We start from the raw sequence: 14,421 nt of genomic DNA on the forward strand, positions 1-14,421 counted from the left end.
CGCGCTTACTCCAGGCCGTCCAGAATCTGGTCGAGCTTCTCGGGGGTGAGCCGCTCGTGGTAGTGGCCGTTCACCGTCATCGCCGGCGCGTACACGCAGGCGGCGATGCACTCCTCCTCCTGCTTGAGGTAGACGCGGCCGTCCGGGGTGCTCTCGCCGAGCTTGATGCCCAGCTTCTTCTCGCAGTGCTTCACCAGGTCCTCGGCGCCGTTGAGCCAGCACGAGATATTGGTGCAGATCGCCACGTTGTTGCGGCCCACCGGCTTGGTTTCCAGCATCGAGTAGAAGCTGGCTACCTCGTAGGCCCACACCGCGGGCAGGTCGAGGTACTTCGCCACCGCCGTGATCAGCTCGTCGGTGAGGAAGCCCCGGTTCTGTTCCTGCGCGGCGAACAGCGCCTGGATCAGCGCCGAGCGCTTGCGGTCCGGCGGGAACTTGGTCAGCCAGTGGTCGATGTGGTGGCGCGTATGCTCGGTGAGCACGGCGAGCGGATCGACGTGCTTGACCTGGTCGTAATGTCCGGTGGCTTTCATGCGTTTCTCCGTCGTGCCGGCTCAGCGATCCACTTCGCCGAACACGAGGTCGTAGGTGCCGATCATCGCCACCACGTCGGGCAGCATGTGCCCGCGCACGATGGGGTCGATCGAGGACAGGTGGGCGAAGCCGGGCGCGCGCAGGTGCACGCGGAACGGCTTGTTGGCGCCGTCGGAGACGAGGTAGCAGCCGAACTCGCCCTTCGGCGCCTCGACCGCGGCATAGGTCTCGCCGGCCGGCACGCCGTAGCCTTCGGTGAACAGCTTGAAGTGGTGGATGAGCGCTTCCATGCTCTCCTTCATCTCCTCGCGTTTCGGCGGGGCGACCTTGTAGTTGTCCACCATCACCGGGCCGGGGTTGGCCCTCAGCCACTTCACGCACTGCTTGATGATGCGGTTGGACTGGCGCATCTCCTCGACGCGCACCAGATAGCGGTCGTAGCAGTCGCCGTTGACGCCCACCGGGATGTCGAAATCCATCTCGGCGTACTTCGCGTAGGGCTGCTTCTTGCGCAGGTCCCAGGCGATGCCCGAGCCGCGGATCATCGCGCCGGTCATGCCCCAGGCCTGCGCCTGCTCCGGCGAGATCACGCCGATGCCGACCGTGCGCTGCTTCCAGATGCGGTTGGTGGTGAGCAGTTCCTCGTACTCGTCCACCTTGCTCGGGAAGTCGTCGGTGAAGGCGTCGAGGAAGTCGAGCATCGAGCCTTCGCGCCAGCTGTTCAGGCGCTTCAGGTCCTTGCCCTTGTGCCACGGCGACTCGCGGTACTGCGACATCTGCGCCGGCAGGTCGCGGTAGACACCGCCCGGGCGATAGTAGGTCGCGTGCATGCGCGCGCCCGACACCGCCTCGTAGACGTCCATCAGTTCCTCGCGCTCGCGGAACGCGTACAGGAACACCGCCATCGCACCGAGGTCGAGCGCGTTCGAGCCGACCCACATCAGGTGGTTCAGGATGCGGGTGATCTCGTCGAACATCGTGCGGATGTACTGCGCGCGCTCCGGCGCCTCGATCCCCAGCAGGGTCTCGATCGCCTTCACGTAGGCGTGCTCGTTGCACATCATCGACACGTAGTCGAGGCGGTCCATGTAGCCGATCGACTGGTTGAACGGCTTGGACTCGGCCAGCTTCTCGGTACCGCGGTGGAGCAGGCCGATGTGCGGGTCGGCGCGGACGATGGTCTCGCCGTCCATCTCCAGCACCAGGCGCAGCACGCCGTGCGCAGCGGGATGCTGCGGGCCGAAGTTCATCGTGTAGTTGCGGATTTCCTGGGCCATCGAATCAGTTCCTGCGCCAGTCGTCGGCGGCTTCGGCCTTCGCCTGCATGAGGTCGGCGTCGTCGCGGATCACGCGCGGCACCAGCACGCGCGGCACCACCGACGTCACGGGTTCGTACACCACGCGCTTCTGCTCGGGGTCGTAGCGCACCTCGACGTTGCCGATCAGCGGGAAGTCCTTGCGGAACGGGTGTCCCACGAAGCCGTAGTCGGTGAGGATGCGGCGCAGGTCCGGGTGGCCGTCGAAGATGATGCCGTAGAGGTCGAACGCCTCGCGCTCGAACCAGTTCGAGCCCGGCCAGATGCCGGTCACCGATGGCAACAGCGGCAGGCTGTCGTCGTCGCAGAACACGCGCAGGCGCAGGCGCTGGTTGTGCTCGATCGAGAGCAGGTGGATCACCGCGGCAAAACGGCGCGGCTGGCTCGCGCCACGCGGACGGTCGGCCCAGTCGAAGCGGCCCATCGCCTCGCCTTCCACGCCGCGCGAGAAGCCGGTGCTGGTGACGTCGGTGGTGTCCCACTCGACCTGGCCGTAGCCGAGGTAGTCGACGCCGCACACGTCGACCAGCTCGCTGAAACGGAAACCCGGCTCGTCGCGCAGCGCGGTGGCCACGGCGAGCAGGTCGGCGGCAGCCAATTCAGCGGTGGTTTCGTTGCGCACGACGCTGATCTTCAGCGTGTCGCCGAACCGCGCGGCAAGGCGCTCGGCCAGCGAGGTCTTTGGAGTATCGGTCATGATGGCTCGTGCCTCAGCCGCGGGCGATGGTACTGGTGCGGCGGATCTTCTTCTGCAACTGCAGGATGCCGTGGATCAGCGCTTCGGCCGTGGGCGGGCAGCCCGGCACGTAGATGTCCACCGGCACGATGCGGTCGCAGCCGCGCACCACGGAATAGGAGTAGTGGTAGTAACCGCCACCGTTTGCGCAACTGCCCATCGAGATCACCCACTTCGGCTCGGGCATCTGGTCGTAGACCTTGCGCAGCGCGGGGGCCATCTTGTTGACCAGGGTGCCGGCCACGATCATCACGTCGCTCTGGCGCGGCGACGGACGGAAGATCACGCCGTAGCGGTCGAGGTCGAGGCGCGCGGCGCCGGCGTGCATCATCTCCACCGCGCAGCAGGCCAGGCCGAAGGTCATCGGCCACATCGAGCCGGTACGCGCCCAGTTCATCAGCGCGTCGACGCTGGTGGTGGCGAAGCCGCGCTGCACCACCGGGTTGTCGCCGGCCGGGCGCAGGATGTCGTCCACGACGTCCAGCGGCTGCGGGTTGTGCATCACCTTGTCGATGGAGGAGATCACTCCCATTCCAGTGCTCCCTTCTTCCAGACGTAGGCGAAACCGACCACCAGCAGCAGCAGGAACAGCGCCATCTCGATCAGCGCCACGATGCCGATCTGCTTGAACACCACCGCCCAGGGAAACAGGAAGGCGATTTCCAGATCGAAGATGATGAACAGGATCGCTAGCAGGTAGTAGCGCACGTCGAAGCGCGCGCGTGCATCCTCGAACGCCTCGAAGCCGCACTCGTAGGGCGCAAATTTCTCCGCTTCGGGACGGCGCGGGCCGGCAAGCATGCCGACCGCCAGCAACACGAGGCCGAGGCCGGCGGCCAGGACGATGAACAGCAATACAGGCCAGTATTCGGCTATCACGATGCAACCTACCTCCGCGCCATCGACGCATCAGTGACCGTGGGGCGACGGTCCGGCAATTCTTTTCGGCAGGCCATGAAGACCACGGGCCTTGCGGCCACGCTCGCGTCTGGTGACAACCACGGGCGTCCGACTCTCCACGATACGGGGGTCGTGAACCGGCGCATTGTATCAGCGCATGCGGACACCACAACAGCTTGACGAGCGCCGGTCGGGCATGAAACCACTCATGCGCGGCGCATCACATCACCGTCACATCGTGTGGGTGTGCCGCTCGGAATTGAGCACGCCGGCGAGCATGTTCTCGATGCGCTGACGCGCCACTTCGGCATCCGGCGAATCGTTGAAATGGATGCCGATGCCCGCGGTGCGATTGCCTTGGGCGCCAGGCGGGCAGATCCACACCACCTTGCCCACCACCGACAGTCGCTCACTCTCGTCGGCCAGGCTCACCAGCAGCACCACCTCGTCGCCCAGCGCATAGGGCTGGGCAGTGGGCGCGAACAGGCCGCCGTTGCGCAGGAACGGCATGTAGGCGTTGTACAACGAGGCGGCGTCCCTGATCTTCAGCGAGATGATGCCCTGGCGGGCGGCGACGGGATTCATGCGGGCTCCTGGGCGGCGTCTCGGCAACCGGTACGGCGGCGGCCACCCATGCTAACCACCATGGCGCAGCACGCAAAGCACCAGCTCACACTTCGTGCCAGCCCCAGTGGTCGAAAATCCACGGCGACGGCAACGCCAGCGACAACCGTGCGAAACAGGCATCACCCGCCTGCGCCTCCGGCCACTCCAGTCGCCAGCCCCCCTGCCCGTCGCGCCGCAGGGGAGCGGTCCGCCACGACCACTGCCGCGCCTGGCCGGAGCTGCTGGCCGTCGTCAGTCGCAGGCGCGGCCACAGCAGGGGCGATGGTCGCCAAGGCAGGGGGCGGTCCGAGCCGGCAGGCACAGGCACCGGCTGCGCATGACACTCGGGGCGTCCGGCCAGCTGGCGCAAGCGTCGGCCGCTCAAGGCCAGCTGGGTGCCATAGGCTGCCAGCGCGTGCTGCTTGGTAGCCAGTTGTGCAGGCGTACCCGCCTGCTCGAACGTCGGCAGACCGTCGCTGCGGCCATGGACCAGGTAGTCCAGCAGCAACGGCGAACGGCCCAGCCTGGCCAGCGCCATGCGCACCAGCACGTGGGCCGCACCGTGGTCGGGGTGACGGTCGCCCAATGCCGGGACGGCGACCAGGTCGGGGGCGAAGTCACCCAATGCCGCCGCCAGCCCGGCCAGCGCCTCCTGCTCCGGCTGCAGCAGGCAGTCGAGCACGCCCATGTCCGGCCAGCCCAGCGCCCGCAGTGCCGCGGCCGGCACATCCAGCCGGCACAGCGCTTCCTGCAGCTCGGCACGGCGGCGCCGGCCCCAGCGCTCGCGTTCGGCCGCGCGGATGGACCAGCGCCGCTCCAGCCAGCGCTGCGGCCAGGGATTGTTGTCGCCATCGGTGAGCAGCAGCACCTGCACCGTGCCGCCGGCTGCGCGCACGCGCTGGATCAGCAGGCCGTTCGCGATCGTCTCGTCGTCGGGGTGCGGCGCCACCACCAGCAGGCGGGTCTGCGCCGTGAAAGGCGGCAGTGACGACGCCCCCGGCGCGGCCGTCAGCGCCATTGCGCCAGCAATTCCAGCAGCAGCAGGTCGCCGCGCAATGGGCCGCGCAAGGCATCGCGGGTACGGTTGGCGGCGTCGTACCAGTGCCCCAGCGCCTCGCCATCCATCGCGCTGGCGAGCGGCGCCGCGGCCTGCATCGCCTGGGCGCGCCGTTCGTCGGCCGCGGCCTGCGCGGCGAACCACAGGCGCTGTGCGGCTGCGTCGTCCAGCCAGCGCCGCGCCATCTCCGTGACCTGGCCGCGACCGGCGGCCAGCGCGGCCAGATCGCGCCGCACCTCGACGCGGCGCTCCAGCGCACCCTCCTGTGCCCAGGCCAGGGCCAGACCGGGATTGCCCAGCGCCGCCTCCAGCGCCGTCTGCGCCTGCGCTACGCCCTGCCCTTCCAGCCAGGCCCGCGCCTCGCCAACCGCAGGCACCGCGAATTCGATGCGTTGGCAGCGGCTGCGTATCGTCTGCGGCAGGCGCCAGGGCGCATCGGCCAGCAGGACCAGCAGGGTCCGCCCCGCCGGCTCCTCCAGCGTCTTCAGCAGCGCGTTCGCCGCCGCCGCATTCATCGCGTCGGCCGGGTCGATCAGCGCCACCTGCCAGCCGCCGAACTGGCTGCTCATCGCCAGCCGTGCGGACAGCTCGCGGATCTGCTCGATCACGATCTCGGTGCGCGGCGTACCGTCCTTGCGCAGGCCGAAGCTGAGCGTGACCACGTCGGGATGCGTGCCCGCATCCAGCAACAAGCAGCTGCGGCACTGCCCGCAGGCCTCGCCGTCCTGCGCACGCTCGCACAGCAGGCCGCGCACGAAACGCTGCGCGAACGCGCGCTTGCCCAGCCCGGCCGGGCCACACAGCAGCAGTGCATGCGGCAAGGCATCGCGCTGCCGGCGCGCCTGCAGCCGTGCCCAGTCCGCCGCGTGCCAGGGCATCGCGTTCATGCTGTCGCTCCGAACAGATACGCGGTGGCAGCTATGGCATCACGTAGCACCGCTTCAGGCGATCGGCTGGCGTCGATCACACGGAAACGTTGCGGCTCGGCCGCAGCGCGTGCGCGATACGCGGCGCGCACACGTTCGAAGAAGCCGTCGGCCTCGACTTCGATGCGATCCGCCGCGCCGCGGCCCGCGGCACGGGCACGGCCGGTGGTCACCGGCAGATCGAGCAGCAGGGTAAGGTCGGGCTCCAGTCCGGCACAGGCCCATTGCTCCAGCGCGGCGATGCGTTCGGCTGGCTGGCCACGGCCGCCGCCCTGGTAGGCATAGCTGGCGTCCACGTAGCGGTCGCACAGCACCCAGCGCCCCGCAGCCAGGGCCGGGGCCATCGTCTCGCGCACCAGTTGTGCGCGCGAAGCGAACATCAGCAGCAATTCGCTCTCGGCACAGAGTTCGTGCCGCGCCGGATCGAGCACGATCGCGCGCACCGCCTCGCCCAGCACGGTGCCCCCCGGCTCGCGGGTGAGCAGCAGGTCGACGCCGCGGCTTTCCAGGTGCGCGCGCAGGCCCGCCAGCAAGGTGCTCTTGCCCGCGCCCTCGCCGCCTTCCAGCGTGATGAAACGGCCGCGTCCGGTCATTGGCTGCACTTCTTCAACTGGTAGCAGGCCACGTTGCGGCTCTGCTCGGCCAGGGTATCGGCGAACACGTGGGTGCCATCGCCGCGCGCCACGAAATACAGCGCGGTGCCGGGCTCGGGATGCAGCGCCGCCATGATCGCGGGCTTGCCGGGCAGCGCGATCGGCGTGGGCGGCAGGCCCGGCCGGGTATAGGTGTTGTACGGCGTGTCGGTGGTGAGGTCGACCTTGTGGATCTTGCCCTGGTAGCTCTCGCCCATGCCGTAGATCACGGTGGGGTCGGTCTGCAGCAGCATGTGGTTCTCGAGGCGACGCACGAACACCCCGGCGATCTTCGCGCGCTCGTCAGCGCGGCCGGTTTCCTTCTCCACGATCGAGGCGAGGATCAGCGCATCGTAAGGCGTGGCCAGCGGCAGGTCCTTGTCGCGGCCCGGCCACAGCTCGTCCAGGGTCCTGGCCATCGCCACATGCGCGCGTTTCAGGATGTCCAGGTCGCTGTCGCCTTTCACGTAGGCATAGGTCTCGGGCAGGAAACGCCCCTCCGGCTGTTCACCTGCCGCACCGATCCTCTGCATGATCGCGGCATGGTCGAGGCCGGCGGTCTCGTGCTTGAGCTTCTCCGCCTTGTCCAGTGCCGCGAGCAGCTCGCGGAAGGTCCAGCCGTCGACGATGGTGAAGTTGCGTTGCAGCACCCTGCCCGCCGCCATGTTGGCGAGCAGCTGGCGCGGGGTGATGCCGGCCGGCGTGGCGTACTCGCCCGCGTGCAACCGGCCGGCCACGCGCATCTGCACGGCCAGCAGGCGCCAGTACAACGGCGAGGCCGTGCTCAGGTCCTGGTCGCGCAGCTGGCGCACGATCTCCTTGAAGCTGCTGCCGCGGCCGATGTCGACGCTTTCGCCCGCTGCGGAAACGTGCAGCGGCGCACCGCTGAAGCGGCTGAAATCGCGCCAGCCCCAGAGCACGACGCCAGTCAGCGCCAGCAGCAAAACCAGGATCGAGTTGCGCCACGTCTTGCGGGTCATGCCTGCTCCATCGGAAAGCCGAGTCCGCGCCAATGCGCCTGCATCGCGCGGGCCACCGGGCCGGGGGCAAACATCTTGGTACCCACGGCCTGAACCGGCAGGATGCCGCGAACGCTGGAGCTAAGGAAGAGTTCGCCGGCCTGCAGGCACTCATGCAGAGGCAGATCACGCACCTCGACCCGCGGCAGTGCCTCCAGCAACTCGGCGCGCAATACGCCGGCCACGCCGCAGCGCTCCAGCGCAGGTGTCACTGGCACGCCATCGAGCACTGCGAACAGATTCGCCGCGGTGGCCGAAATCACGTTGCCGCATGCATCGCACAGCAGGCCTTCGGCGACCGCCGGATCGTTCCACTCGGCGCGCGCCAGTACCTGCTCCAACCGGTTGAGATGCTTGATGCCGGCCAGCCGCGGCTGCTCGGCGAGGCGCGTCCCGCACAGGTGCAGGCGTACGCCGTCGCGATACAGCGTTGCATCCGGCGCCGGCACGGGAAACGCCGCCACGATGCGGGTGACCCGCGCTGCTGCCGGCATTGCATAGCCGCGTTCGCCCACGCCGCGGGTGAGCGTGATGCGCAGCACCGCATGCGCCAAGCCGCCACTCACTGCCTGGGCCTCGCGCCACAGCAGCCCGGGATCGGGGATCGGCAGGCGCAGGCGTTCGCAGCTGCGTGCCAGCCGCTGCATGTGCCGCGACCACAGCGGTGCGACGGCGCCCACGAAACGAACTGTCTCGAACAGGCCATCGCCGTACAGCAGGCCGCGATCGAGCGCGGAGACGACATCCTGCGGCTGACCGTCGACCAGCATCATGCGTCCGCCGCCCCCAGCGCGCGCAGCAGGCCACGCGCCTTGGCGCGCGTCTCCTCCAGCTCCCGCTCCGCCACCGAATCGGCCACGATGCCGGCGCCCGCGCGCAGGCTCACCGTGTCGCCGGCAAGCGTCAGCGTGCGGATCAGGATGTTGAGGTCGAGGTCGCCGCTGCGGTCGAGGTAACCCAGCGCGCCGGTGTAGGCACCGCGTGGCGCGTCCTCCAGCGCGGCGATGATCTCCATGCAACGCACCTTGGGGCAGCCGGTGATGGTGCCGCCGGGGAACACCGCGGCGATCACCTGCCCCGGCGTCACGCCCGCGCGCAGGCGGCCGCGCACGTTGGAGACGATGTGATGCACGTGGGCGTAGCTCTCCACCGTCATCAGCTCGTCTACCTCGACCGTGCCGGGCACGCAGACGCGGCCGAGGTCGTTGCGCTCGAGGTCGATCAGCATCACGTGCTCGGCGCGCTCCTTGGGGTGCGCGGCGAGCTCGCGGATGCGCGCCAGGTCGTCGTCGCCAACAGTGCGCGGGCGGGTGCCGGCAATGGGGCGCGTTTGCGCCATGCCGGCGCGCACTTCCACCAGCCGCTCCGGCGAGGAACTGGCGATCGCCCAGCCGGGCTGCTGCAGCAGGCCGGCAAACGGCGCGGGATTGGCACGGCGCAACGCGGCATGCAGCGCCGCCGGCGCAGGTGCCTGCGCGTAATGCGCATGCCACGCGCGCGACAGGTTCACCTGGAAGATGTCGCCCGCCTGCAGGTGTTCATGGATGCGTGCCACGCCGTCGAGGAAATGTCGCGGCTCGTCTTCGGCCAGATGCTCGGGCGGCAGGAGCGAGGGAATCGCCGCCACCACGTCCAGATCCGCCGCCAATGCATCGAGCAGGTGCTCACTGCCCGCCTCGGCCACCAGCACGGTGCAGCCGCGCGCATGGTCGACGATCGCGGCTGCCGGGCAGCGCAGGGCCAGCGCCGCCGGCAGCCTTGCATCGATGCGCAGTTGCAGCCTCGGTTCGATCTCGCCCGCGAGTTCGTAGCCCAGCAGCAGCGCCCAGCCGCCGTGGAACGGCAGGCCGTCGTCCTCGCGCGGCAGACGCGCGGCCTGCCAGGCGACATCCAGTGCATCGAGAAAATGCACACCAACGACATCGCCGGCGGCATTGCGCACGCCACCGTCCGCCACGAGCATGAGGCTGTCCTGCGGAAACGCGAACAGGATATCGAAGCGCGCCTGCGGCGTGCCGTGCAGGACGCTTTCGAGCACGCAGGGATAGCGCTGCGGAAATGCAGCGGCCGGCGCGAGCAGGTCGCGCCGGCCGTGCAGAGTACGGCGATGAAGCGACGTCACGTCAAACGCGACGGAACGCCAGCGTGCCGTTGGTGCCGCCGAAGCCGAAGGAGTTGGAGATCACCAGGTCCAGCTTCGCTTCGCGCGCGGTGTGCGGCACGAAGTCGAGGTCGCAGCCCTCGCCCGGTTCATCGAGGTTGACCGTGGGCGGCAGCACCTGGTCGCGCATCGCGAGGATGCTGAAGATCGCCTCCACGCCGCCGGCCGCGCCGAGCAGATGGCCGGTGACCGACTTGGTCGAGCTCATCGCCAGCGTGTAGGCGTGGTCGCCGAACACGCGCTTGGCGGCCAGCACCTCGCCGAGGTCGCCCAGCGGCGTCGAGGTGCCGTGCGCATTGATGTACTGCACTTCGGACGGGTTGATGCCGCCGTCCTTCAGCGCGTTCTCCATGCAGCGCGCCGCGCCCTCGCCACCTTCGCTGGGCGCGGTGATGTGGTAGGCGTCGCCGCTCATGCCGAAGCCGACCAGCTCGGCATAGATGCGCGCGCCGCGTGCCTTCGCATGCTCATACTCCTCCAGCACCAGCACGCCGGCGCCGTCGGACAGCACGAAGCCGTCGCGGTCCTTGTCCCACGGACGGCTGGCCTTGGTCGGCTCGTCGTTGCGGGTGGACATGGCCTTGGCCGAGCAGAAACCCGCCATCGCGGTGCCGGTGGTGGCGAACTCGGCGCCGCCGGCGATCATCGCGTCGGCGTCGCCGTACTGGATCATGCGCGCGGCCAGGCCGATGTTGTGCGTGGCCGTGGTGCAGGCGGTGACGCAGGCAACGTTCGGGCCCTTGATGCCGAAGATGATCGACAGGTAGCCCGAGACCATGTTGATGATCGAGCTGGGCACGAAGAACGGCGACACGCGGCGCGGGCCCTTCTCGTGCAGTTCGATCGAGGTGTCTTCGATGGTGTTCAGGCCGCCGATGCCGGCGCCCACCGCCACGCCGATGCGCGGCGCGTTGGCCTCGGTCACTTCCAGCCCGGAATCGCGCAGCGCCTGGGTGCCCGCGGCGATGCCGTACTGGATGAAGGGATCCATCTTCTTGACGTCCTTGGGCGACACCCACTGCGTCGGCTCGAAGCCCTTCACCTGGCCGGCGATGCGGGTGGCATACGCGGTTGCATCGAAGTGGGTGACCGGCACGATGCCGCTGACGCCCTTGAGGATGTTGTCCCAGGCGGTGACCAGATCGTTGCCGACCGGCGAGATGATGCCCATGCCGGTCACTACCACGCGTCGCTTGCTCATGCTGTTGTTCCTTCGTGTCTCGGAGGGAACGGCCGTCGTACGGCCATTGCCCGCAAATCGCGGATGCCCGACGCCGCCGCACACCATACGGGATCGGACGTTGCAGATTGCAGAAACGAAAACTGCGCCATGTCGGCGCAGCTTCCGGTATCGCTACGTGGGCAGCAGCGCTTCGCGCCGTCCTGCCACCGCTCGATCATTCCTTGGTGTGGGCCTTGATGTAGTCAACGGCCTGCTGCACGGTGGTGATCTTCTCGGCGTCCTCGTCCGGAATCTCGGTCTCGAACTCTTCCTCGAGGGCCATCACCAGCTCGACGGTGTCGAGCGAGTCGGCGCCCAGGTCGTCCACGAACGAGGCATTCGCCGTGACTTCATCCTCTTTCACGCCCAGCTGCTCGACGACGATCTTCTTGACGCGCTCTTCGATGGTGCTCATGTTGCCAAACCTCCCACGGGGAATTGTGTTGTACGCCGGCCCGCGGCCGACAGGACCGGCGGATTGTAGTGGCTAAGCCGCAAGGCCGCCATGCATCCGCCGCTATGTCGCAACGCCGGCCTCCGGCCGACGCGAAAGCGCAATTGTCGCCGAAAACGCGGCAATGCGCGACTCTTTCGGCATGCGTCGCCGTATGGACGGCGCAGCGTTTGAAACTGCCGCGCCAACCCGGCATGCCTGCCCGGAGTCGGTCCGGTGTCTCCACATGGTCCGCGGAGACATCGGACCGGCTCAAGGCATATACATGCCGCCGTTGACGTGCAGCGTCTCGCCGCTGATGTAGGCCGCGGCCGGCGACGCGAGGAAACCCACCGCCTTGGCGATGTCACTCGCCTCGCCAAGGCGGCCCAGCGCGATCTGGTTCAGCAGGCTCTCCTTCGCCGACTCCGGCAGCGCGCGCGTCATGTCGGTGTCGATGAAGCCGGGCGCCACCACGTTCACGGTGATGCCGCGCGAACCGATCTCGCGCGCCAGCGACTTGGAGAACGCGATGATGCCGGCCTTGGCCGCCGCGTAGTTGGACTGGCCGGGGTTGCCGGTCAGGCCGATCACCGAGGCGATCGAGATGATGCGGCCCTTGCGCGCCTTCATCATGCCGCGCATCACCGCCTTGGAGGTGCGGTAGACCGAGCTGAGGTTGGTGTCGAGGATGGCCTGCCAGTCCGCCTCGGGCATGCGCATCAGCAGCTGGTCGCGGGTGATGCCAGCGTTGTTGACCAGGATGCTCACCGCACCGAATTCCTTGGCAATGCCGTCGATCAGCGCCTCCACGGCCGCGGAATCTGTCACGTCCAGCACGCGGCCATGGCCGCCGTGCACGGCCAGGCGCTCGCCGATCGCCGTTGCGCCGGCCTCGCTGGTCGCCGTGCCGATCACGGTGGCGCCCATGGCGGCCAATTCGTCCGCGATCGCCGCGCCGATGCCGCGGCTGGCACCGGTCACCAGTGCGATCTCGCCCGTCAGTGTCTTGTCCATCACCGTGTTCCGTCAGGATTCGAAGCCGCGAACCTTACACGGAAACGGACTCCTGCCGCACCTGACTCAACGGCAGCAGCTGGCATCCCTGGTGGCGTACTCGTCGTGGCGCCGCCACCAGGCACCCGTCGCCTCGTTGCGTCCCAGCGGCGCGCGATCCAGCCACTGGTACATGCCCCACAGGCCATCCAGCCCGCGCGCATAGGCGGAATAGCTGTGGTAGACCACGCCGTCCTCGAGCACGAACGCGCTCATGCCAGGACGATCGCGCACATAGGTGGCCGCCCCCGTGCCGCAGGTGGCCGCGAACTGGTGGACGATCTCCGGGTACTCGGCCTTGGCCATCGGATGACCGCCGCGCTGGTAGTTGTATTCGACGCCGCCGGCCTGTTGCTGTGCCTCGGTGATCGCGACGTTGAAGTCGTAATTGAAATCGCCATCGCTCGCGGATGCCCAGGGAAACGTCCAGCCCATGCGTCGCTGGTAGGCCTGCAGCTTTGCCAGCGGCGCGCGCGACACCGCGGTGAACGCCACGTCGTGGTTCTCCAAGTGTGTGACGATACCGTTGAAGCCGTCCGCGATCGACGAACAGGACGGGCATCCCGCCGTGTAGTCGGGCCCGAACATGAAGTGGTAGACCAGCAGTTGCGAGCGCCCCCTGAAAAGATCCGCCAGCGTGGCATCGCCTGCGTCGGTGCCGAAGCGGTAGTTCTTGTCCACGCGCACCCAGGGCAGCGCCTGCCGCTGGCGCGCCAACTCGTCGCCGCGCCGGGTCAGTGCCTTCTCCTCGCGCAGCAGTTCCATGCGCGCCTGGAGCCATTCTTCGCGCGATGCGAGCCGGTGCCCGCGCACCGTTCCGTCGAGTTTGCCGCTCATGACTTGCCTCCCGCCTTTTCCGGCTGCAGATCGATTTTCGACATCGGCTTGACCGCCCCGCTGGCGACGTCCGCCCGGCGACGGCGATGCAACTTCGCCGCCACCAGGGTCGCCAGGCCACCTGCCGATCCCGTGCCGGCCAGCGCGATCGCCGCGGCGCTCATGCAGATCGGGCACATGGCTCAGCCTTCCCCGGACAGTTGCGCTACCAGCGTGTCCAGGAAGAACGTCCAGCCCCCGGTATGCGCGATCGCCATCCGCTCGTCGGGCAGGCCTTCGTGGGTCAGGCGCAGTTCGGTCCGGCTGCCGCGTGGCGCGAACTCCAGCGTGACCACCGATTCCTTGCCATGCGTGTGCTCGCTCACCCAGGTGAACTCGAGCAGGCGTGGACGCTCCACGCGCAGGTAGCGGCCGTAGTGCGGGCGGATCTCGCCCGAATGCATCATGCCGAGATAGAACAGCCCGTCCGGGCGGGGATCCGCCACCACGTCGCCGCCTTCCGCGAGCCAGGCCTTCAGGCTGGCCGGATCCGTCCAGGCGCGGAACACCCGCTCCGGCGAAGCGTCGTAGCTGCGCGGTATCTCGAGGCGGAACCCGCCCATCGCCGATTCATTGCGGCCCTTCATCGTCGTCCTCCTTCTGCTGGTCGAGGAAAGCGCCCAGCGCATCGAGGCGCTGGTTCCAGAAGCGTTCGTATTGCGAGGTCCAGCGCGCCACCTCGCGCAACGGCGCGGCGCGCAGGCGCAGGTAATGCTCGCGACCCTCGCGACGGCGGCGCACCAGGCCCGCGCCCTCCAGCACCTTGACGTGCTTGGACACCGCGTTCAGCGACATCGCGAACGGCTGCGCGAGGTCGGTCACGCGCAACTCGCCGCGGGTCAGCCGCGCCACGATGCGGCGGCGGGTGGGATCGGCGAGCGCGGCAAAGGCGAGATCGAGGTTCGACACGGCAATATTCATTCAACCTTTTGGTTGAATAATATACC

Annotated in this window: 19 protein-coding genes; all 19 read right to left on the reverse strand. The window is 68.4% G+C overall.

Features of this window, described 5'->3' with window-relative positions; genetic code table 11:
- Positions 1-5 precede the first annotated feature (5 nt).
- Positions 6-533, reverse strand: a complete 528-nt coding sequence (nuoE, locus tag ABQJ54_RS12135; RefSeq protein ID WP_367854572.1) for an NADH-quinone oxidoreductase subunit NuoE — start codon at positions 531-533, stop codon at positions 6-8.
- A gap of 21 nt (positions 534-554) precedes the next feature.
- Positions 555-1,811 carry an NADH-quinone oxidoreductase subunit D gene (locus ABQJ54_RS12140; protein WP_367854573.1) on the reverse strand — a complete coding sequence of 419 codons (1,257 nt, stop codon included), beginning with the start codon at positions 1,809-1,811 and terminating at the stop codon, positions 555-557.
- Between the two features lie 4 nt (positions 1,812-1,815).
- Positions 1,816-2,547, reverse strand: a complete 732-nt coding sequence (locus ABQJ54_RS12145; protein WP_367854574.1) for an NADH-quinone oxidoreductase subunit C — start codon at positions 2,545-2,547, stop codon at positions 1,816-1,818.
- A gap of 13 nt (positions 2,548-2,560) precedes the next feature.
- Complete coding sequence (locus ABQJ54_RS12150; protein ID WP_367854575.1) at positions 2,561-3,118, reverse strand: NuoB/complex I 20 kDa subunit family protein; 558 nt, start codon at positions 3,116-3,118, stop codon at positions 2,561-2,563.
- Complete coding sequence (ndhC, locus tag ABQJ54_RS12155) at positions 3,109-3,465, reverse strand: NADH-quinone oxidoreductase subunit A (protein WP_367854576.1); 357 nt, start codon at positions 3,463-3,465, stop codon at positions 3,109-3,111. The genes ABQJ54_RS12150 and ndhC overlap by 10 nt, the downstream gene beginning before the upstream one ends.
- A gap of 252 nt (positions 3,466-3,717) precedes the next feature.
- Positions 3,718-4,071 carry a PilZ domain-containing protein gene (locus ABQJ54_RS12160; protein ID WP_367854577.1) on the reverse strand — a complete coding sequence of 118 codons (354 nt, stop codon included), beginning with the start codon at positions 4,069-4,071 and terminating at the stop codon, positions 3,718-3,720.
- 85 nt (positions 4,072-4,156) lie between these two features.
- Positions 4,157-5,110 (reverse strand): PIG-L deacetylase family protein, encoded by a 954-nt coding sequence (locus tag ABQJ54_RS12165; RefSeq protein WP_367854578.1) that lies wholly within the window; start codon positions 5,108-5,110, stop codon positions 4,157-4,159.
- Complete coding sequence (holB, locus tag ABQJ54_RS12170) at positions 5,101-6,036, reverse strand: DNA polymerase III subunit delta' (protein ID WP_367854579.1); 936 nt, start codon at positions 6,034-6,036, stop codon at positions 5,101-5,103. The genes ABQJ54_RS12165 and holB overlap by 10 nt, the downstream gene beginning before the upstream one ends.
- Entirely contained in the window at positions 6,033-6,668 is a 636-nt protein-coding gene (gene tmk, locus ABQJ54_RS12175; protein WP_367854580.1) for a dTMP kinase, read from the reverse strand. The genes holB and tmk overlap by 4 nt, the downstream gene beginning before the upstream one ends.
- The gene (mltG, locus tag ABQJ54_RS12180) at positions 6,665-7,687 is read right to left on the reverse strand and encodes an endolytic transglycosylase MltG (RefSeq protein WP_367854581.1); all 1,023 of its coding nucleotides are present in this window, start codon (positions 7,685-7,687) and stop codon (positions 6,665-6,667) included. The genes tmk and mltG overlap by 4 nt, the downstream gene beginning before the upstream one ends.
- Entirely contained in the window at positions 7,684-8,499 is an 816-nt protein-coding gene (pabC, locus tag ABQJ54_RS12185) for an aminodeoxychorismate lyase (protein ID WP_367854582.1), read from the reverse strand. Before pabC ends, mltG begins: the two co-directional genes overlap by 4 nt.
- Positions 8,496-9,848 (reverse strand): aminodeoxychorismate synthase component I, encoded by a 1,353-nt coding sequence (locus ABQJ54_RS12190; RefSeq protein WP_367854583.1) that lies wholly within the window; start codon positions 9,846-9,848, stop codon positions 8,496-8,498. The genes pabC and ABQJ54_RS12190 overlap by 4 nt, the downstream gene beginning before the upstream one ends.
- Before the next feature lies 1 nt (position 9,849).
- The gene (gene fabF, locus ABQJ54_RS12195) at positions 9,850-11,088 is read right to left on the reverse strand and encodes a beta-ketoacyl-ACP synthase II (RefSeq protein WP_367854584.1); all 1,239 of its coding nucleotides are present in this window, start codon (positions 11,086-11,088) and stop codon (positions 9,850-9,852) included.
- Positions 11,089-11,284: 196 nt separating this feature from the next.
- Positions 11,285-11,524, reverse strand: a complete 240-nt coding sequence (acpP, locus tag ABQJ54_RS12200; RefSeq protein ID WP_077483687.1) for an acyl carrier protein — start codon at positions 11,522-11,524, stop codon at positions 11,285-11,287.
- Positions 11,525-11,815: 291 nt separating this feature from the next.
- Positions 11,816-12,559, reverse strand: coding sequence for a 3-oxoacyl-ACP reductase FabG (gene fabG, locus ABQJ54_RS12205; protein ID WP_367854585.1), 744 nt, complete (start codon positions 12,557-12,559; stop codon positions 11,816-11,818).
- Between the two features lie 66 nt (positions 12,560-12,625).
- Positions 12,626-13,435: a DUF899 domain-containing protein gene (locus ABQJ54_RS12210; RefSeq protein ID WP_367854586.1), complete on the reverse strand. Its 810-nt coding sequence runs from the start codon at positions 13,433-13,435 to the stop codon at positions 12,626-12,628.
- Complete coding sequence (locus tag ABQJ54_RS12215) at positions 13,432-13,614, reverse strand: hypothetical protein (protein ID WP_367854587.1); 183 nt, start codon at positions 13,612-13,614, stop codon at positions 13,432-13,434. Before ABQJ54_RS12215 ends, ABQJ54_RS12210 begins: the two co-directional genes overlap by 4 nt.
- A gap of 3 nt (positions 13,615-13,617) precedes the next feature.
- Positions 13,618-14,061 (reverse strand): SRPBCC family protein, encoded by a 444-nt coding sequence (locus ABQJ54_RS12220; RefSeq protein ID WP_367854588.1) that lies wholly within the window; start codon positions 14,059-14,061, stop codon positions 13,618-13,620.
- A complete protein-coding gene (locus ABQJ54_RS12225; protein WP_367854589.1) occupies positions 14,045-14,395 on the reverse strand; it encodes an ArsR/SmtB family transcription factor in 351 nt (116 codons plus the stop codon). The genes ABQJ54_RS12220 and ABQJ54_RS12225 overlap by 17 nt, the downstream gene beginning before the upstream one ends.
- Positions 14,396-14,421: the final 26 nt, after the last annotated feature.

The organism is Rhodanobacter lycopersici, assembly GCF_040812335.1.
Taxonomy (GTDB): Bacteria; Pseudomonadota; Gammaproteobacteria; order Xanthomonadales; family Rhodanobacteraceae; genus Rhodanobacter_A; species Rhodanobacter_A lycopersici.